Genomic DNA, 18,648 nt, shown 5'->3' with positions numbered 1-18,648 from the left:
ATGACCGACAATCGCTTCCACCTTGCCTGGTTCATGAACTTCACGCCGGATGAGTGGCGCGAGCCGTTCGGCAATGGCGGCCTGCCCTGGGACGGCCAGTTCTATGTCGAGATGGCGCAGACGCTGGAGCGCGCCTGCTTCGACTACATCATGATCGAGGACAAGCTGATGGTGCCGGAGACCTATGGCGGCTCGCGCGACTTCGCGCTGAAGAACGCCATGATGGTGCCGAAGCACGATCCGGCCCCGCTTGCGGTCGCCATGGGCATGGCGACCCAGCGGCTCGGCGTGGTGGCAACCATGTCCACCATGTCCTACCCGCCCTTCATGCTGGCGCGGCTATCCTCGACCATCGACAGCCTGACACGCGGGCGCTTCGGCTGGAATATCGTCACCAGCGCCGAGGATCTCGCCGCGCAGAATTTCGGCATGGACAAGCTCCCCTTGCGCGAGCACCGCTACGCCATGGCGGATGAGTACATGCACGTGGTCCGCGCGCTGTTCGATTCCTGGGAGCCGGACGCCATCGTCCTCGACCGCAAGAACGGCGTCTATGCCGACCCGTCCAAGGTCCACACCATCGACCACAAGGGCGAGTTCTACCAGGTGCGGGGGCCGCTCAACACCGTGCCCTCGCCGCAGGGCCGCCCGGTGTTCGTGCAGGCCGGCGCTTCGCCGCGCGGGCGCGACTTCGCCGCCCAGCACGCCGATTCCATCATCTCGGTGGCGAACGGCGTCGAGGGCATGAAGGCGTTCCGCGAGGACATTCGCGCCCGCGCCGTCGCTCAAGGGCGCGATCCCAACGAGATCAAGGTGCTGTTCTGCATCACCCCGACGCTGGCGGACACCGAGGAGGAGGCGCGTGCCAAATATATCCGCACCACCACCTCGGACAATTTCGTCACCGACATATTGAGCTCGATCTCCGCCATTACCGAAATCGACTTCTCGCAGTTCGAGGTCGACAAGCCGCTGCCGCACAAGCTCGTCACCAATGGTGAATCCGGCTCGCTCGACAAGTTCCAGCAATGGGGTTCCGGCAAGACGCTGCGCGAACTGGCGGCCGATGGCGGCGGCGGCCTCGTCTCGTCGCTGGAGCTGATCGGCACGCCCGACCAGGTCGCCGACAAGATGGGCGATGCCATGGCCGAGGTCGGCGGCGACGGCTTCCTCATCACCACCCCGGTGCTGCGCGTCAGCCGCCGCTATCTCGTCGAGATCGCCGACGGCCTGGTGCCAGCTTTGCAACGGCGCGGCCTGGTGCGCACCGAATATGCGCACCAGAAACTGCGCGACAACCTCATGGAGTTCTGAACGCCGTGGGACAGTGTTCTCCGGTCGAGCAAGGGCCGCCACCCGGCAGCTCGACCATCACTCGCCAGAGCTATCGCGATGCGATGGCGCGCCTCGGCGCGGCGGTGAACATCGTCACCACCGACGGGCCGGGCGGGCGGCAAGGCTTCACCGCCTCGGCGGTGTGCAGCGTCACCGACACGCCGCCGACCCTGCTGGTCTGCCTCAACAAGGGCAGTTCTGTGAGCCGCGCCTTCCATGCCAATGGCGTGCTCTGCGTCAACACGCTGGCCTCGGGGCACGAGGACCTGTCGCAACTGTTCGGCGGCCGCACGCCGTCCGACGAGCGCTTCGCCACCGCCGACTGGAAGATCTCCGCCACCGGCGCGCCGATGCTCGTCAGTGCCGTTGCCGCCTTCGATTGCCGGGTGGTGCGCACCGTCGAGATCGGCACCCACGACGTGCTGTTCTGCGAAGTCGTCGGGCTGATGGAAGGCGATGCGCGCACCGGGTTGATCTATTTCGGCCGGCGCTATCACGCCGTCGACCATGATCCGCCTGCCGGCCGGTAAGGGCCGGTCCTAGAGCCCTTTCCGTTCGGATGGAACATCCGAACGATAAGAAAGTGCTCTAGATTCAATAAGCTGGAGCAATTCCTCTTCGATCAGATGATTCCATCTGATCCGGAAATGCTCTAGGCGCTGGCCGTGTCCAGCACGTCTATGTCGCCGACAGTGAGCGTGATGTTCGCCGCTTTGGCGAAGCTCTCCACCTGCGCGACGCTGGTGGCGCTGGCGATCGGCGCGGTGACGCCCTCCCGTGCCATCAGCCAGGCCAGCGCGATCTCGGCCGGCTTGGCGGCATGGCGGTCGCCGACCGCGTCCAGCGCGTCGAGAATCCTCATGCCGCGCTCATTCAAGTATCTGGCGATGCCGCCGCCGCGCTGGCTCTGACCGAGATCCTCGTTCGAGCGGTATTTGCCGGAGAGGAAGCCGGAGGCGAGGCTGAAATAGGTGACGACGCCGAGCCCTTCGCGAATGCAGAGATCGCGCAACGCGCCATCGAAGCCGGAGCGTTCATAAAGATTATATTCCGGCTGCAGCACCTGATAGGCGGGAAGGTTCTTCTCCCTCGCCACTTTCAGTGCCTCGCCGAGCTGCGCCGCATCAAGGTTCGAGGCGCCGATCGCGCGCACCTTGCCGGCCTTGATGAGCTTGTCATAGGCGCCGAGCGTCTCGCCATAAGTGACGTTCTTGTCCGGCCAATGGGAGAAATAGAGGTCGATCTCGCTCGTCCCGAGACGGGCGAGCGACTCCTCGGCGGCTTGCAGGATCCAGCGTTCCGACAAGCCCCTCTTGCCGGGCTGGCCCATATCGGAACCGACCTTGGTGAAGATCACCACCCGCTCGCGCAGGCCGGGGCGCGCCTTCAGCCAATTGCCGATGATGGTCTCGGATTCACCGCCCTTGTTGCCCGGCGCCCAGGATGAGTAGACGTCCGCGGTGTCGATGGCGTTGAAGCCGTGATCGACGAAGGCGTCGAGCACATTGAAGGCCGCCGCTTCGTCCAGCGTCCAGCCGAACACATTGCCGCCGAACACCAAAGGCGCGATGCCCAGTCCGGTCTTGCCGAGAGGCCGCTTCTGCATGGGCGATGTCCTGTCACAGATGTAACGGACAGCTAATCCCGCGGCCGCGCGCCTGCAATCCGCAATCCGCCGATCGCGACGGCACACGATCACGAAAAGCCGAGATGAGCGAGGCGCATGCCGTGCGCCAGGAACAGCAGCCACACCGCCTCGTCCCAATGATTGAACACCGGCGCATCGATCTTCTGCCCGGAGAACAGCGCGATCCCGGCGGTGAAGAGGGCGTAGAGGGCCAGCCAGCCCGAACACACAGCGCCATAGGCGCCGTGCACCAGCAGCGCCCCGAGGCAGGCAAAGACTACCTTCAGCCGGAATCGGCCGATGGTGGCATCGGAAACTGGATCGAGTTCGCGCAGGATCATGTGCGGATCGCCTCTCCTCCCTCGGAACGTCACCCTGAGGTGCCGCAAAGCGGCCTCGAAGGATGCCCACCCCGATGGCCGTCCTCAGCTTGACCATGCTTCGAGGCGAGCTGCGCTCGCGTCTCAGGGTGACGTGGCTCAGGCAGATGTGCTCCCGGCGCCGATAAAGCCGCGATCGGATTTCGGCGGGAGATTTGTAAGGGGGCGATAAAGATGCACTTGGCTAAAGCCGAGCGATCAGCGCCTTCGCATCACGCGCCTTCACGTTCGAGCCATCGCGCTTCAAGAGCGCGGCGACCTCCAAGCCGCGCTCGACGGAAAGCGAGCTCTCCGCCACGACCCGCACGATGGTCCGGTCCTTGAAATGCAGGCGGCGGGCGACGTGTAGCAGTTCGTCCTGCTCGCCCGCGCCGATGGCGCCAGTGCCGCTCGACGCCGCCAGCGTCGCTTCGATATTCACCAGCGCCTCGGTGAGCGGCTGGTAGTCCAGCTCCGCCGGGGCGTGGAGCTGGGCGACCGCGTCGTCATCGACAAGCTCACCTGACGCATAGCCGGCATAGATTTCGCCGACCCCGATCATGCCGAACGCGGCGCATTCCGCGGCCCGAAGCGCGCCCATGCTGGCGGCGCCATAGACCGCAACGCCTTGTGAGAGCGCATGGAGGATCTCCTTGTGCCAGGGCGCGGCGACATGTTCGAACAGGCCATCGATCAGCCCGATCACGGACGCCCCATCCGCCACCGCGCGAGTGATATCGCCCTGGCGCGCCGGACCACGGCAGACCAGCGACGGCGCGTTCGCGATGCGACCGTCGCGCATATGCCCGTAGAGGCTGGGGCCGGCGAAGACGATCTTCATGCCGACCTCAGCATGGCGGCGAGGCCGCGGCGCCCGCGTTGCTGGCGGCGCTCGCCCGGCGGGTTCTCCAGTTCCGGCACCAGCATCTTCACCACCGGCATCGGCTCGTGCGCGCCGCTCAGCGGCACCACGATCACGCGGCCGACGCCGGCACCGCCTAGCCGCTCGAAGATGGCGGGCAGCAGGCCGCGCGGGCCGCTCGCGACGCCTGGCGACGGCACCGCGCCGTCCTGCGGCTCGGCATGCGGATAGACCAGCAGGTCCGGCTTGAGCGGCGCTGCGTAAAGCGCCGGATCGAAATCGTCGCGAGCGCCGGCAATGATGGTCAGCCGCGACTGCGCCGCCTCGGTAATCGCACGGATTGCCGCCCTCGACGCCGACGGATGACAGCCGCGCCCGCTGGCGATGTCGAAGTGCCGCCACTGCGCCTCGCGGCCGTCCGGACGCGGCGAGATGGTGGCGAACATCGCGGGCAGTCCGATATCGGTGGTGATGTCGAACAGGCGCAGATGCAGCCCGGCATCGGCGACCTGCTCCGCAAGGCGCAGCACGGCCGCATCGCCGAACGCCTCGGGGTGGAGGCAGCGCGCCCTGACCTGAGCCTCCGTGCGATAGGTCCACAAGGTCGAGGCGTCACGTTCGATCCGCTCCAGGAGGCCGTGCAGCACCGCCTCCCACATCAGGTTTCCGGAAGCGAGGCCGTCCGTCGACTGCCACCAGCGCGGCTTTGCCCGCTCCGGCCGATAGTCGAGCATGACCGCCTCGGCCGGCATCCAGGTCGGCTCGCCGGAGACGAGGTCGAACCCTTCGGCCCATGGCAGGGTTTCATCGTCCCGGGGAAGCGAGCCGCCGCGGCGCAACAGGCTCGGCAACAGGTCGAACCGCTCGCCGCCTGCGGCGAGTTCGGAAGCGGAGGCTTCCAGCAATTCGACCGACGGGCGCTCCGCGGTCGCGATCTCCATCGCCTCCATCACCGCCGATGCCTGCGCCGAGGCGTCATCGAGGCCCTTGCCCTGCGTCACCGCGAGCGTGTAGGCGGCCGGCCTGGTGGCGAACCAGACCGGAATGCCGATCGTGTCGAGGCCGGTAATGCGACCGAGGCGGGTGATGCCGAAGCGCGCGAAGTCGCGTCGCACCAGAGCGACCGTCTCGGCGGCGGGGCGCACCCGCTCCGAATAGGGATCGGAGACGCGCGCAATCAGCTCCGCCTCCGATCTCAGCCGTTCATCTATGTCCGGCGCCAGAGAGGCCGGGATCATCGATCAGCACGACATGTGCGCCGCGGCGGCATCCGAGCGGGTCGTGGTGGCGACCGCAAGGTCGACATCCTTCACCAGGGTGTAGCCGAACTGCCGCGCCTTGATCGCCGCGGTGAGAAAGCCGGCTTCGGCAGCGCCCGCCGCCTCGACCTCGGCCGGACTGACCTGTTCGACCGTCCCGTGTTCGAGATCAGCCAGCCACACCGCCGCATCGCCTTTCACGCCGAAAATCACGAACTTCGCCATGCCCCGTTCTCCCCTGGATGGATCGCGCTTGATGTGGATCGACGCGATCAGGTTTGGTAAAACATGATTAAATTCAATAAGTTAAAGCAGGATGCTTTCGGCACGATGCACGAAAGCATGCCCGCAAAAGCCGGAAGACCCCTGCGAGAAGGACGCGCCACAACTTATTGATTCTAAAGCACTAAATTGCCACCCGGATGCTTTCATCCGAGCGGATAGGCTCTAGTCGAAGCCCGCCTGACGCAGGCCCGCCTCATAGTGCCGGATGTGCCGCTCATCCTTGAACGGCACGATCTGCAGCCACTTCGCGATGCTGAATTCCGGGTGGACCTCCCGCGCCTGCTCGACGCACTGCGCCGCCGCTTCGCGCTCGCCGAGCATGGCGTGGCTCGCCGCCTGCAATTGCAACGCCGGCGTGCTGTTGTGCATCCGGCCGATCGCTGCGATCGAGGCCTGATAATTCCCGGTGAGATAATTGGCGCCGCCGGCGGTCCACCAATAGGAATCCGGGGCCAACGGGTTCAGTTCGATCGCCCGCTCGATCTTCACCAGCGCCGCGTCCGGATCGGATGCGTGCACCAGTGCGTCGGCGTGGTCGGCGATCAGGTCGGCATGTTGCGGATTGAGATCTTCGGCGCGCGCATAGGCATCGAGGCATGCATCATAGTGCCGCGCATAGAGATGGCAGATGCCGCTCTCGCGATAGCCGCGCGCATCGGTCTCGTCGAGCTCGATGGCCCGCGCCGCCAGCCGCTCGGCCTCGGCCAGCAGGCCGCCATCGCCGCGCGCCAGCAGCAGCCATTCGATCTGGTAGGTGCGCGCCAGGCCGCTGATCGCCGGCACGAAATCGGGCGCGAGGCTGACGGCGGCCTTGAAGGCCTGGCGCGCCCGGCGTGCGCTCGGCAGATCGAGCGCGGTGAGCGACTGCCGGCCCACAAGGTACCAGTGATAGGCGGTCGGATGCTGGGCAAGATCGTAGCGGGCGAGCTCGGCGCGCTCGACCCGGCTGGTGAGCGTCAGCATCAGCCGCAACGACAGCTCGCGATATTGCTGCGCGCTCGAGGCCGGCGTGAACGAGAAATGCTCGGCCCATACTATTTCGCGGCTGCGCGCGGAGTAGAGCTTCACCGCCAGCACGCCCTCGCTGCCGAGCTGGTGCAGCCGGCTCTCGGCGACATAATCGAGATTGAAGCGCTCGAACGCGTCCTGCTGCTTGGCCTCTTCCACCAATTGCCAGGCGGTGTGCGGAGCCACCACGGTGAGCCCCTTGAAGCGGCAGAGGCCGATGGTGACGTCGTCGATCAGCGCACAGGCGGTGGCATGGAGATCGCTCGTCAAGGGAGGCGGCATCAAGATTGCGAGCTTCGGCACCCCGCTCGATCGGGCGGGCGGCTCGGACATGCGAGGCTCAGCCGCCAGCTTCGGCTCCCCGGCGGAGCCGGCTGGCGCGGCGATCATGCGCGGCTCGGCCGCAAGATGTGTCCGCACGCTTGCCGGCGCGTCGAGTTCAGCGGCGAGCCGTTCCGTTACGGGATCGACCTGAACGTTGAGGTCGCGCGTCAGCAGCGCTTTCAGTTCGCGATAGACGATCTTCGCCAGGTCCGGCCGTCCGGCCTCGGCATGGAGCCGCATCAGCGTCCTGGGGCCGACCTCATTATAGTCGTCGACCTCGATCAGCCGTCGCGCCGCGCGGAACAGCTGGGTGCGGTCGGTCCTCGGCGGCAGCGGTTCGATCTGGCGGCACACCGAGGCGATGAACGCCTCCCGGCACTCCGTCCGGCGCAACCTCACCCACTGCGCAAATTTGGGCTCGCCATCCTGGTCGGCCAGCAGGTCGCCGGTATAGAGATCGCAAAGCCCGACGACATTGACCCGCAGGCGCTCGCGCGTCAGCTCCAGCAACTGGTCGAGATCGATGGTGAAATGATCACGGCTCAGCCGTACGGACTGCCCGTCATCCTCGAACAGCCGAACATTGTGGGCACGCTCGACATCGCGAATGCGCACCAGAAGCTGCCGCAGATTGGCGGACGCAACGGAGGGCTCGGCGCTCTCCCACAGGAACTCGGCAATGGCCCGACGCGGTACGCCGGCCGCATCACTCGCATACAGCAGATGGGCCGTGAGCGCGTAGGTCTTGTTGGGGAAATGAAGCGCTGCGCCTCCCGCCGTAAGGGCGCGAGGTCTGCCCAAAAGGTATAAGTGCCCGCTCATGTCGATCACATGGAGCTAGAGAATATACACCCCGACAGCACAATGGCCGCAACGTGGGGAAGCATGCTGAAACAAGAACAACTTACCCAAACGGCAGGCGCCTTCAATGGTAATTTTCTTTCGTTTCGTGCGCGAGTCACGCTCGTGTCACGGCTATTGATCGTCGGCTTCATTCCTGATCACGCCGTAGCTACCGGAAAACACTCATAATTTAGAATGATTTCTACCTGCGGTCGCTCCCCACTACCCTCGCTACAACTTTGCTGCCGGCTCGTCGTCACTGACGTTTTGTCACGCCCGGTTCGCTTTCATGCCCGCACATTGGCTGGGAGGACGCGATGGCGAACGAAATGCGCGACGACGAAATCGGCACGGAGCTGCCGGAGAATACCCATGAGCGGCTCGCAGCGCTGACCCGCATGGTCATCTTCGCCCGGGAAGACGCGCTCGAAGTCGGCGCCGAGTTTCCCGCGCATTGCCTGGATGTCGCGGTAGCCGCGCTGCTCGACGAAATGCGACACCGCGGCATCGCTTTCACCGTTGCGGATTTCATGGCTCCGGAACAGCCGGCCGAGCAGAGCCACATGAACTGAGCGGCCGCTGCGGGGGGCGAAGGCGGGCGCCGCATCCACATGGGTGCGGCGCCCGTTTTGATTCCCGCGATGATGCCCCTTGAGCGCGGGACCATTCTCTAGTCACCACCAAGGGCGAGCGATCCGGCTCCCTCCGACGCGATCTCACCGACAAGATTGGCCGTAAGCGTTGTCGCGGCCTCGCCGGCCCGCTCGAATGCGAAGCGGCGGATCGTGGCATTGCGCTCGCCGGACAATGGGCTGACCAAGAGGTCGGCCCCCTCGGTGGTGCTCGTCGCGGCGACGTTCACGCCGCGGGTAGTCTCGCCGAAAGGTGAGAACGAGGCCATCTCGGTGAAGCTCGCATGCTGGTGCGCGCTGGCACTGTGGAGATACATCGAGGGCCCGCCGTCGAGCGCCGAGCCGCTGGAGAAGACCTTCACCGTGCTGCCGTCGAGCTGGCCGACGACGATGCGCTCGGCGCCGCCCAGAACCCCGGCGAGCCAGCCGGTGGCGAGCGACACACCACCTTTGTAGCCCTCGCCAAAGGGCTTGAACTCGGTGGTCATTACCGGCTGGGCAGGCTCCGCGGTCCCGTGATGATTGGCGGTGGTGGCGGCCTCGAGCGGGGCCAGCAGCGGGAAGACGAACACCTTCACGCTCGACGGCGCGCCGGGACCGGGCGCGGTCACGATGCTCTGCCGGCCGGTGGTGAAATCGACGAAGCCGGAGTTGAGGGTTACGCCGGACCGGTCTCCCGGATACGGGCTGAACGAGGAGAAGACGGCAGGGGCGGTGCCGGCGGAGGGCAGCTTCGAACTGAAGACCTTCACCTCGCTCGGCACGCCCGGTCCCGACCCGACGATGATGTTGTCGCCCGTGGTGACGCCGTCGATCTGCGCCGCTGCGACGCTTATGCCGTTCTTCGAAGCGGCGTCGAACGCCGTGAAGCGCGCCAGCTCCCGCGAGAAAGCGGTTGCCCCGTCCTTCGCAGCACCCGAGAGCACCACGACCTCCGGCGCGTGACCCGCGCCCGCGCCGGCGACCAGATCATAGATGCCGTCATCGTCGACGTCGCCCATGGCCACGCTCAGGCTTCCCTCGAAGCCCGGAAACGGCGTGACCTTCGCGATCAGTTTGTCGCCGTCCATGATCCTGACCATCGCAGGACGGCCCGAAGCGCCGGGGACCGCCACCGCGTAGGACGATACGGCCGGGATGACGTTGACCAGCGCCATGAGGCCGTTGTCCTCGTGGTTGAGGCGGTGGCAATGCATGACGAAGAGGCCGGCATAGTCTTCGAACCGGGTGCGTATCGACAGCGTGCCGGGCTGTATCACCGACTCCCCCGGCCCGAGATTGGGAGCCGGCACATTGGCGTTGTCGATGCCCTGCATCACCGCCCCGAGCGTCAGGCCGATGGTCGGATCGGAGACGCCGGTTATCTGGAAGTCGTTCACGTGAATATGGATGGGGTGCTCGTCATTGTTCTCGTTGCGAAACACCCACTCCTCCACCGAATTGAGGCGGGGCTGGATAATCGGAACGTTCGGGAAGGCGCCGCTGTCGAAGGCGTAGATGAAGGTCTTCGGATCCGCCTTGCTGGCGAGGTTGTTGAGGAAGCCGCCATTGATGAGGATGTGCCGCGTCAGGTCGGGCGTGAGCTTGGACAGATCGTCGAACGAGGTGAAGGCGCCGAGCGGCTGTCCCTCGGTGAACGCCGTCGTCTCGCCTTTGCCCTGCTCCACCACCGCCCGTGCCAGCAGCTGGGTCGGAAAGAAGAAGAAGCCGTCATAATAGCTTACGGCCGATGGCAGCACGCTGAGCGCGCCGAGCACCGCCGGCGGATTCTCGGTGCCGTTGTTGGTGTAGAGGATGCCCGGCGCATTCTCCGTGCGCGCGCCGCCGCCCCGCTCCGGCATTTCGAGGATCAGGTCGCCTTCGGCGGGCATGGTCACCGCAATCGCGAACCGCGAGGCCGGCGGGATGACCAGCCGGGTGCCGTTCTCCTCGGTGGGGTAGCGGACCAGGGGACTGGGGTTGCCGTCCTGCCCGACGATCGCGAGCTTCGGATGCCGCCCGGTCGCCGTCTCGGTGAGCTGGACGGTGATGTAGGCCATGTCGCTTATGTTGGAGAGCACCCAGATCTCGGTCTGCCCCGGCTTGCTGCGAAGGGTCGGCTGGAACTGGCCATTCACCGTGAACTGGATGTCGCGGAGGCGATCGGGAAGCGACGGGTTGGCCGGGAGGTTGCCCGCCGGCCCGGCGGCGGCCGTAAACGCCTGGAGATTGCTCGGTATGAACTGGAAGCGCCCGCGCATGTTCTGGATCGACAGCGGGCCCTCGTACCACACCGTCGGGAAGCGGGAGCCCATTTGGGACTGCGGGAAATTCACCGGAGCAAGGACCGGACGATAGGTGCCGTTCGCCAACTCGCCGGCCGCCGGGGGCTTCTGGGTGCTGACGAATTGCGGCCAGTTGGCATTGTTGAACTGCGGGTTCGGGCCCTGGCGATCGAAGACGAAATTGTACTGCAGTGCCATGTTCCGGATCGGGATGGCCTTCTGCGTGACGATGGGAAGATTGCCGTCGGGCCGTCCGATGGAGAGCAGGCCGGCGAGGCCGAAATAGACGTGCGCCGCCGTCAGCGTATGCAGATGCGGATGATACCAGTAGGCCCCGTGCGGCATGTTGGTAGGCACGTCATAGACATAGGTGTTCGCCGTGCCGGTCGGCATGTGGATGAGCACATTGTCCGAATTGCCCTTCGGGCTGACGTGCAGGCCGTGGGTGTGGAGATTGAGCGGCGACTCCGCGAGTTGCTCGGGGGCAACCGGCACTTCGTTGCCGGCCGTCACGTATCGAGGATCATAGAAGTCGCGGATGGTCAGCCCCGACAGGCCGTTCTCGAGGTGGACCACGAGCCGCTCGCCCGGAAACACCTGGAGCGTGGGCGCCGGGTAGCTGTTGCTCGCGGCGCTCTCGCCGTTCGAGGCCTTGCCGCGAGTGAGCCGGTAGCCGAACAGCAGCGCGTTCTTGACCGGAGCTGCCGCAGTGTCGAGCGTGACCTCACCCTGATGCGCGGTGAGCGTGACTTCGAGCACGCCGTCCACGCTCGACAGCGTCACCGGCTCCCTGAACGCAGGTGGCGTGTAGGCGCCGGTTTGGGCGAGAGCGACGCCACCACCTGAAGACGCGACCGCGATGGCCGCAAGGATCGCGCGAGCGACCACGCGACCGGCCCCACCCATTTTGTTCACTGAAATCGCCCCCTGCTACCGCAGCAGGTATCATGGGCCTCGCACATGGGTTCGTCGAGGCCCGCCATCCAGGAGAGTTCGGGCGAGGTTAAGGGACGAAGGACCTTGCCTGTCTCCCGGTATCAAGCCGCCTGCACGAGGCTGGGCGCGGCGCCCTTGCCCCGCACTTCCGCCTCCTCGAACTCGGCCGCGATGATCGCCCGGTCGAGCGCGGCGCGCAGTTCCCTGGCGCTTTCGAGCGTCAGCTCGACGCCGGCGCGCGCCCCTGGCTCCAGGCCGGTATTGATGAAATCGAGCGTGATGACGTCGGCCAGCGGCGCATGGCGCGCATGGTCATAGGCGACCACCGCCTGCGTCAGGGGGAACCAGTCGGCCCCGCGCTTCGCCATGCCCTCCGCGGGGATGATCTCGACAATGGACGTGCACATGCTCCGTGCCCCCTACTTTGCCAGATGCTTGTCGAAGAACGCGAAAACCTTGCTCCAACCATCCATGGCCTGCTCGGGCCGGTAGATCGGCCGATGCCAATAGAAGAAGCCATGGCCGGCGCCGTCATAGCGGTGGAACTCGTAACCCTTGCCGTGTCTCTTCAGTTCGGCCTCGTGCTGGTTCACCTGCTCCGGGCTCGGCGCGCGGTCATCATTGCCGAAGATGCCGATCAGCGGGCAGGAAAGGCCCTTCGTCAGGTCGATCGGAGCGACCGGCGTCTTGTCGTTGAGCTCCTCCGTGCCCATCACCACGCGGCCGCCCCAGAGTTCGGCACAGGCGTCGACGTCGTCGCGCTGGCAGGCATAGATGAAGGCGTGCCGGCCGCCCGAACAGGAGCCGAAAAGGCCGACCTTGCCGTTGTGCTCGGGCTGGGCGCGCATCCACTCCACCGCCGCCGCGGTGTCGCCGACCACCTGCGCATCGGGAACGCCGCCCTCGGCGCGCACCTTGGCAGCGACGTCGTCCGGGTCGCCGGCGCCGGCGCGCTCATAGAGATTGGCGCAGATTGCGAGATAGCCGTGATGCGCAAAGCGCCGTGTCGTCTCGATGTAGAACTCGCTCCAGCCGGGGAGATGATGGACCAGTACCACGCCTGGAAACGGCCCCGCACCTTCCGGCTTGGCCACATAGGCGGTGATCGGGGTTCCCCGGTCGCCGCTGATGGTCACGTTCTCGCAGGTCATGCCTCGGTAGAATGCCATCGGTGTTCCTCCACAGGCGCCGGCCTCAATCGTCCAGCCGAAGAATGTGTACGTTTAGGCAGTGCGCATGACAAACGCGTGCACCGTCGAGCGTCAGCTCCGCCGGCTAACCTTCCCGGACCAATGTCCGCTCCATATAGACCGTGATCGGCTGCAGGCTCGCGGGCGCAGGCTCGAAATTGGCGCATCGCTGGAAGCCGAAGGCCGCATACATCGCCTGCGCCTCGACCATGAATTCCGTCGTGATCAGCCGGGCGCGGTGAAACCCCTTCCCTTCGATCTCACGCATCATGGCCGACATGATGGTCCTGCCGGCGCCACGGCCTCGGGCTTCAGGGCGCACGTAAATTTTCGTAATCTCGGCCACCCTGCCGTCGCCGACGAAACCGCCACAGCCGATCGCCACGCCGTCATCGGTGCATAGAAGCAAGGCGGCCTCTCCGCTCGTGAAACAAACCCGCAGGGCTTCCGGGTCTTCCGCGTAGTAGGTCGGAATGACATCGTCACTGGAAAGGCCGAGAAGCGCGACTGTCTCGGCATCCCACGCTCCCATCTCGGCGAGCAAGGAATGAACGGTTACGAAATCATCAGGTGTCTTCGCGTGTCTGACCAGCAGCATCGGAAGCCTCGCGAGACCTCTCTCCGAGGCCAAATCCAGGAGCTTTTGGAGCACTCGTCAAGGTCCGCTACTGCGCGCCCCTGCCCTTCGGCGCTCCCCAGCGCAGCCCGTCCATGATCAGCGAGACGATGCGCCGCGAGCGCGGCTCCCAGTCCGGCGTGGCCGGGGCGGAATAGATGCCGAACAGCGCCTGCAGCACATCCGACGGCGCGACGTCCTTGCGGATGGTGCCTGCCGCAACGGCGGCCGCAACGAGGGTTTCGAGCGCGCGGGCGATCCGGCTGGGTGAATCGGCGAAGATCTCGGAATTGGCGTCGAACAGGATGCGCAGGCTGTCCGACATGCCCCGCTTGGTCGCGGTGTAGCCGACGAGTTGCTGCATCCATTCCGCCAGCGCCTCGTCCGGCGGCAGGCGCCGCGCCAGATCCTCGGACGCGTGGCACAAAAGGTCGACCTCGCGGCGATAGACGGTCTCGACCAGATGCTCGCGGGTCGGAAAATGCCGGTAGAGCGTGCCGATGCCGACGCCGGCGCGCCGCGCAATTTCCTCGAGCGAGGTGTTGACGCCATGCTCGGCGAAGGCCGCGGCGGCGATCGCGAGAAGTTTTTCGCGATTGCGGCGGGCGTCGGCCCGCATGCCCTTAGTCGTTGATTCGTCTTCGGTCTCGCCCGAAGCAGGCGGTGGCATCTCGGCCAATCTCACGCTCCAGCGTGCCGCGCGGGCTTGAACCCGGCCTGTAGGCTTTCTAAATTAGCAAAACGGAGGCACCTCCGGTTAGGAGAGCCTCCCTTGCTTATCGCATTGCGCGTTCGCCCTGTCACGCCTGACCTCAGGGCGGTTTGCCTGCCCGGCCTGGCACCAGCCTCACGCCGCCACCCCAAAGAGGACGGAAGATGACTGATTCCGTTAGCCTGCAGCTCGACATCAACGGGCAGATGCGCACGTTGAAGGTCGAGCCGCGCGTCACCTTGCTCGACGCGCTTCGCGACCATCTGGATCTCACCGGCACCAAGAAGGGGTGCGACCAGGGCCAGTGCGGCGCCTGCACCGTCCATGTCGACGGCGAGCGCATGCTTGCCTGCCTCACGCTCGCTGCGCAGGTCGAAGGCCGCGCTGTCACCACCATCGAGGGCCTGTCCGCGCCCGGCGCCGATCTGCATCCGGTGCAGGCGGCATTCCTGGAGAATGATGCCTTCCAGTGCGGCTACTGCACGCCCGGCCAGATCATGTCGGCCGTCGCCTGCATCCGCGAGGGCCATGCCGGCTCCGACGCCGAGATCCGCGAATACATGGCCGGCAATCTCTGCCGCTGCGGCGCCTATCCGCACATCGTCGCGGCAGTTCGCCAGGCGGCCGCACATCACGCGACGGAGGCCGCACGATGAGGAACTTCTCCTACGCCCGCGCCACCTCGATCGACGAGGCCAGGGTCCAGGCCGCCCTGCCCGCTCATGCGCTGCTCGCCGGCGGCACCACGCTGCTCGACCTCGCCAAATGCGGCGTGGCCGAGCCGGACACGGTGGTCGACATCACAAGGCTCGGCGGTCTCGACACCATCCGGGTCGATGATCGCGGCGCCCGTATCGGCGCCCTCGCGAAGATGAGCCACGTCGCCGATCATGCGGCGATCCGGGCGCAATATCCGGCGATCGCGGAAGCGCTGGCGCTGGCCGCCTCGCCGCAGGTCCGCAACATGGCGACGATCGGCGGCAATCTGATGCAGCGCACCCGCTGCGCCTACTTCCGCGATCCCGCCGCTTTCCCCGCCTGCAACAAGCGCAATCCCGGCTCGGGCTGCGCCGCGCTCGGCGGCGTCACCCGCAACCACGCCGTGCTCGGCACCAGCGACGCCTGCATCGCTACCTATCCCGGCGATCTTGCCGTGGCGCTGATGGCACTCGATGCGGTCATCCACACCAGCGGCCGCAGCATCCTGGTCGAGGATTTCTTCCCGCTGCCCGGCACCACGCCGCACCGCGAGACCGCGCTGGAGCCGGGCGAGCTGATTACCGCCGTCAGCCTCCCCGCCACGCCAGCGGCAAGGCGCTCGACCTATCTGAAGGTGCGCGACCGCCAGTCCTATGAGTTCGCCGCGGCGAGCGCTGCCGTCGGCCTCGAACTGGAAGCGGACGGCCGCACCATCCGTGAGCTGCGCGTCGCGCTCGGCGGCGTCGCCACCCGCCCGTGGCGTGCCCGCGCTGTCGAATGCGCGCTGCGTGGCCAGCCGCTGGAAGAAGCCCGCGTCAAGGAGGCCAGCCGCCTCGCCGTCGAGGGCGCCATCGCTCGCGGCGACAATGCCTACAAGATCGATCTGGCGCCTCGCGTCGTCGCGCGCGCCATCCTGGCCGTGGGAGGCGTGGCATGAGCGTTCACCAGTTCCGTTCCAAGCATGGCGATGCGTCGGACGGCGCCCTCGGCGGGCGGCTCATGCGGATCGACGGCGAAGCCAAGATCCGCGGCGAGGCCACCTATGCGCTGGAGAACCATCCGGAGAACCTCTGCCATGTCGTGCTGGTCGGCAGCACCAAGGCATCGGGCCGAGTCACGAAGATCGACACCGCCGCCGCCAAGGCCGCTCCGGGCGTTCTTTTGGTGCTGACGCCCGACAACCAGCTGGAGCTCAATTCCGCCTCGACGTGGCTGGGCACGCCCGGCCCCGATGGGCCGTATCGGGCGCTGGTCCGTGACGTCGCTTTCGTCGGCCAGCACATCGCAGCCGTGGCCGCAGAGACCTTCGAGCAGGCGACCGCGGCCGCCGCCCTCCTCGCCATCGACTACGAGGAGGCGCCGGCGATCTACGGGCTCGATGATCCCAATGCCGGCCACGGCATCGAGCTGCCGCCGCGCAGCATCGAATGGGGCGAGGCCGCGAAGGCGTTTGAGGCGGCGCCGGTGAAGATCGAGGCGACCTATACGACGCCGCGCGAATACCACACCACCATCGAGCCGCACGGCATCGTCGCCCGCTGGACGGGCGATGAGCTCACCATCTGGGAGCCCAGCCAGTGGATCAACGGCATGGCCCGGACTTATGCCGAGTGGTACGGCATCCCCTACGACAAGGTGCGGATGATCTCGCCCTTCATCGGCGGCGGCTTCGGCTCCAAGGCGCTGGTGCTGGCCTATGGCGCTATCGCCACCATGGTGGCGAAGCTGCTGGATCGCCCGGTCAAGCTCGCCATGACGCGACCGCAGACCTTCGCCCTCATCGGCGGCCGGGCGGCGACGCGGCAGACCCTCAAGCTCGGCGCCACGCCGGAGGGCAAGCTCACCTCCATCGTGCAGAGCGGTGCCAATGAGACCTCGGTCGACGGCATGTGGGTCGAGCCGCTCAGCGTCGTCACCTCGATCATGTATGCGACGCCGAACTTCAGCTCGCGGCAGAACGCGGTGCCGGTCAACTCGGTAACGCCCGGTGCCCTGCGCGCACCCGGCGAGAATCCGAGCGCCTTCGGCATCGAGTGCGCCATCGACGAGCTGGCCTTTGAGCTTGGCATCGATCCGGTGGAGATCCGCCTCATAAACTATGCCGAGGAGGACCAGGAAGCCCACAAGCCCTGGTCCACCCGTCCGCTGCGAGAGGCCTATGCCAAGGCGGGCGAAGTGTTCGGCTGGGCGAAGCGCTCGCCCGCGCCGCGCTCCATGCGCGATGGCCGCCAGCTCATCGGCTGGGGCGTCGCCGCCGGCACCTATCCGGTGCGCCGCACCGCCGGCGAAGCGCTGGTGCGCATCCTCGCCGACGGTAGCGTCGAGGTGCTGAGCAGCGGCATCGATATGGGCCAGGGCACCTACACTATCCTCGCACAGACCGCAGCGGAGGCGCTCGGCGTGCCGATCAGCCAGGTCGCGGTGCGGCTCGGCGATTCCGAGCTGCCCGGCGCCCCGGTCGCCGGCGGCTCGCAGCTCGCCAACCTGTTGACTGGGGCCGTGCACAAGGCAGCGCTCTCCGCGCGCGACGAACTGATCGGCCTTGCCATCAACGACCCGGCCTCGCCGTTCCGCAACCTGCAGGCGAATACGCTCAGCATAGAGAATGGCGAGATCGCCTCGCCGCGCGGCGACGGTCCCCGCCTGTCCATCGCGGCGTTGCTGCGCCAGCTCGGCCGCGACAAGATCGAGAGCCTGCGCGACACGCTGGCCGAGAACGGCCTGAAGCCGGAGGACCACTTCCGCAACTTCTCGACCATCTCGACCATGCGCGCGCCGACCGACGGCGACTATTCGATGCACAGCTGGTGCGTCCATTTCGTCGAGGTGCGGGTGGACGAGGATTTCGGCACGGTCAGGGTCTCGCGCATGGTCTCCGCGCTCGATTCCGGCCGGCTCTACAATCCCCGTCTCGCCGAAAGCCAATGGAAGGGCGGCATCATCATGGGCATCGGCATGGCGCTGCTGGAAGAAGGCCTGATCGATCCGCGCCACGCCCGGATCATCAACGACAATCTCGGCGACTACCTGATCGCCACCAATGCCGACGTGCCCGACCTCCAGGTGATCTCGGTCGGCGTGCCGGACACCCATGCCTCGGTGCTCGGCGGCAAGGGTGTCGGCGAGCTCGGCATTGTCGGCGTCGCCCCGGCTATCGCCAATGCGGTCTTCCACGCGACCGGCAAGCGCGTACGCGACCTGCCGATCACGCTGGAGAAATTGATCTAGGCGCGACGCTCACCCGAGACGAAGCGCAGGATCAGCACCCGCGAGGCGGCGACGCGGGCGAATTGCTCGGTCATGCGCACCGGCGTGCACCGGCTCAAGGCGAGGAGCGCAGCCTCGACAAAGGCGCGCTGCCTCTCCTTGGAGCCGGTGAGCACGGAATAGCTGGCGAGCGGCTTGCCGCGCAACTCGCCCTTCGCGGTCAGGCCGAAGCGGAAAGTGATCTCCGATCCTTCCGTCCCGACTGGGGGCGCCCAGCAGGCGAACAGTGCCTTGCCGAGCTCATCCATGGTGCCGACCGGCACGGCGTTGACGGGAAGTCGCGCCTCCAGCGCGAAGCCCGCTGGCGATGCCAAAGCAAAAGCCATGGCAAAGGTGAAGCCGAGCCAAAGCTTTGCCAGAGCGCCGCTCAAGTATGGCTTGCCCGCATGGTGAGTTCGCTGCATGACCGGCCTCGCCTTTTGCCGTTGTG

Annotated in this window: 18 protein-coding genes; 6 read left to right on the top strand and 12 right to left on the bottom strand. The window is 66.4% G+C overall.

The genetic code is table 11. The features are described 5' to 3' along the window. Both G3545_RS26915 and G3545_RS26910 read left to right on the top strand, forming a co-directional pair. Complete coding sequence (locus tag G3545_RS26915) at positions 1 to 1,314, top strand: NtaA/DmoA family FMN-dependent monooxygenase (protein ID WP_170017370.1); 1,314 nt, start codon at positions 1 to 3, stop codon at positions 1,312 to 1,314. An 83-nt stretch (positions 1,315 to 1,397) separates the two neighbouring features. Then, on the top strand, positions 1,398 to 1,865 hold the full coding sequence (locus G3545_RS26910; RefSeq protein ID WP_170018297.1) for a flavin reductase: 468 nt from the start codon (positions 1,398 to 1,400) through the stop codon (positions 1,863 to 1,865). A 122-nt stretch (positions 1,866 to 1,987) separates the two neighbouring features. On the opposite strand, the gene G3545_RS26905 is transcribed toward G3545_RS26910, so the two are convergent. The 6 genes from G3545_RS26905 to G3545_RS26880 form a co-directional block, all read right to left on the bottom strand. Beyond that, on the bottom strand, positions 1,988 to 2,941 hold the full coding sequence (locus tag G3545_RS26905) for an aldo/keto reductase (protein ID WP_170017369.1): 954 nt from the start codon (positions 2,939 to 2,941) through the stop codon (positions 1,988 to 1,990). Positions 2,942 to 3,030: 89 nt separating this feature from the next. After that, positions 3,031 to 3,303, bottom strand: coding sequence for a hypothetical protein (locus tag G3545_RS26900; RefSeq protein ID WP_170017368.1), 273 nt, complete (start codon positions 3,301 to 3,303; stop codon positions 3,031 to 3,033). Between the two features lie 223 nt (positions 3,304 to 3,526). After that, positions 3,527 to 4,162, bottom strand: coding sequence for a TfuA-like protein (locus tag G3545_RS26895; RefSeq protein ID WP_170017367.1), 636 nt, complete (start codon positions 4,160 to 4,162; stop codon positions 3,527 to 3,529). Further along, positions 4,159 to 5,421 carry a YcaO-like family protein gene (locus G3545_RS26890; protein ID WP_170017366.1) on the bottom strand — a complete coding sequence of 421 codons (1,263 nt, stop codon included), beginning with the start codon at positions 5,419 to 5,421 and terminating at the stop codon, positions 4,159 to 4,161. Before G3545_RS26890 ends, G3545_RS26895 begins: the two co-directional genes overlap by 4 nt. Positions 5,422 to 5,424: 3 nt before the next feature. Next, positions 5,425 to 5,667, bottom strand: coding sequence for a hypothetical protein (locus tag G3545_RS26885; RefSeq protein WP_170017365.1), 243 nt, complete (start codon positions 5,665 to 5,667; stop codon positions 5,425 to 5,427). Positions 5,668 to 5,889: 222 nt separating this feature from the next. Then, positions 5,890 to 7,881: a BTAD domain-containing putative transcriptional regulator gene (locus G3545_RS26880; protein ID WP_246702949.1), complete on the bottom strand. Its 1,992-nt coding sequence runs from the start codon at positions 7,879 to 7,881 to the stop codon at positions 5,890 to 5,892. Positions 7,882 to 8,219: 338 nt separating this feature from the next. Here G3545_RS26880 and G3545_RS26875 point away from each other — a divergent pair, with 338 nt between their 5' ends. Beyond that, a complete protein-coding gene (locus tag G3545_RS26875; protein ID WP_170017363.1) occupies positions 8,220 to 8,474 on the top strand; it encodes a hypothetical protein in 255 nt (84 codons plus the stop codon). A 98-nt stretch (positions 8,475 to 8,572) separates the two neighbouring features. Here the strand turns inward: G3545_RS26875 and G3545_RS26870 are convergent, their stop codons facing one another. The 5 genes from G3545_RS26870 to G3545_RS26850 form a co-directional block, all read right to left on the bottom strand. Next, positions 8,573 to 11,686, bottom strand: coding sequence for a multicopper oxidase domain-containing protein (locus G3545_RS26870; protein ID WP_246702581.1), 3,114 nt, complete (start codon positions 11,684 to 11,686; stop codon positions 8,573 to 8,575). 149 nt (positions 11,687 to 11,835) lie between these two features. Beyond that, entirely contained in the window at positions 11,836 to 12,141 is a 306-nt protein-coding gene (locus G3545_RS26865) for a DUF6295 family protein (RefSeq protein WP_170017361.1), read from the bottom strand. A 12-nt stretch (positions 12,142 to 12,153) separates the two neighbouring features. Beyond that, the gene (locus G3545_RS26860) at positions 12,154 to 12,903 is read right to left on the bottom strand and encodes a dienelactone hydrolase family protein (protein ID WP_170017360.1); all 750 of its coding nucleotides are present in this window, start codon (positions 12,901 to 12,903) and stop codon (positions 12,154 to 12,156) included. Positions 12,904 to 13,009: 106 nt separating this feature from the next. Beyond that, complete coding sequence (locus tag G3545_RS26855; protein WP_170017359.1) at positions 13,010 to 13,522, bottom strand: GNAT family N-acetyltransferase; 513 nt, start codon at positions 13,520 to 13,522, stop codon at positions 13,010 to 13,012. Between the two features lie 67 nt (positions 13,523 to 13,589). Further along, the gene (locus tag G3545_RS26850) at positions 13,590 to 14,159 is read right to left on the bottom strand and encodes a TetR/AcrR family transcriptional regulator (protein ID WP_246702580.1); all 570 of its coding nucleotides are present in this window, start codon (positions 14,157 to 14,159) and stop codon (positions 13,590 to 13,592) included. Positions 14,160 to 14,416: 257 nt separating this feature from the next. Between G3545_RS26850 and G3545_RS26845 the strand changes: the two genes are divergently transcribed. The 3 genes from G3545_RS26845 to G3545_RS26835 are packed head-to-tail and all read left to right on the top strand — an operon-like array spanning position 14,417 to position 18,179. Further along, on the top strand, positions 14,417 to 14,908 hold the full coding sequence (locus G3545_RS26845; protein ID WP_170017358.1) for a (2Fe-2S)-binding protein: 492 nt from the start codon (positions 14,417 to 14,419) through the stop codon (positions 14,906 to 14,908). Further along, positions 14,905 to 15,888 carry a xanthine dehydrogenase family protein subunit M gene (locus G3545_RS26840; protein WP_170017357.1) on the top strand — a complete coding sequence of 328 codons (984 nt, stop codon included), beginning with the start codon at positions 14,905 to 14,907 and terminating at the stop codon, positions 15,886 to 15,888. Before G3545_RS26845 ends, G3545_RS26840 begins: the two co-directional genes overlap by 4 nt. Continuing rightward, positions 15,885 to 18,179, top strand: a complete 2,295-nt coding sequence (locus tag G3545_RS26835; RefSeq protein WP_170017356.1) for a xanthine dehydrogenase family protein molybdopterin-binding subunit — start codon at positions 15,885 to 15,887, stop codon at positions 18,177 to 18,179. Before G3545_RS26840 ends, G3545_RS26835 begins: the two co-directional genes overlap by 4 nt. On the opposite strand, the gene G3545_RS26830 is transcribed toward G3545_RS26835, so the two are convergent. Further along, the gene (locus G3545_RS26830) at positions 18,176 to 18,589 is read right to left on the bottom strand and encodes a hypothetical protein (protein ID WP_170017355.1); all 414 of its coding nucleotides are present in this window, start codon (positions 18,587 to 18,589) and stop codon (positions 18,176 to 18,178) included. The genes G3545_RS26835 and G3545_RS26830 overlap by 4 nt on opposite strands. Positions 18,590 to 18,648: the final 59 nt, after the last annotated feature.

The organism is Starkeya sp. ORNL1, assembly GCF_012971745.1.
Lineage (GTDB): Bacteria > Pseudomonadota > Alphaproteobacteria > Rhizobiales > Xanthobacteraceae > Ancylobacter.
This window is presented reverse-complemented; position numbering and strand designations above follow the sequence as displayed.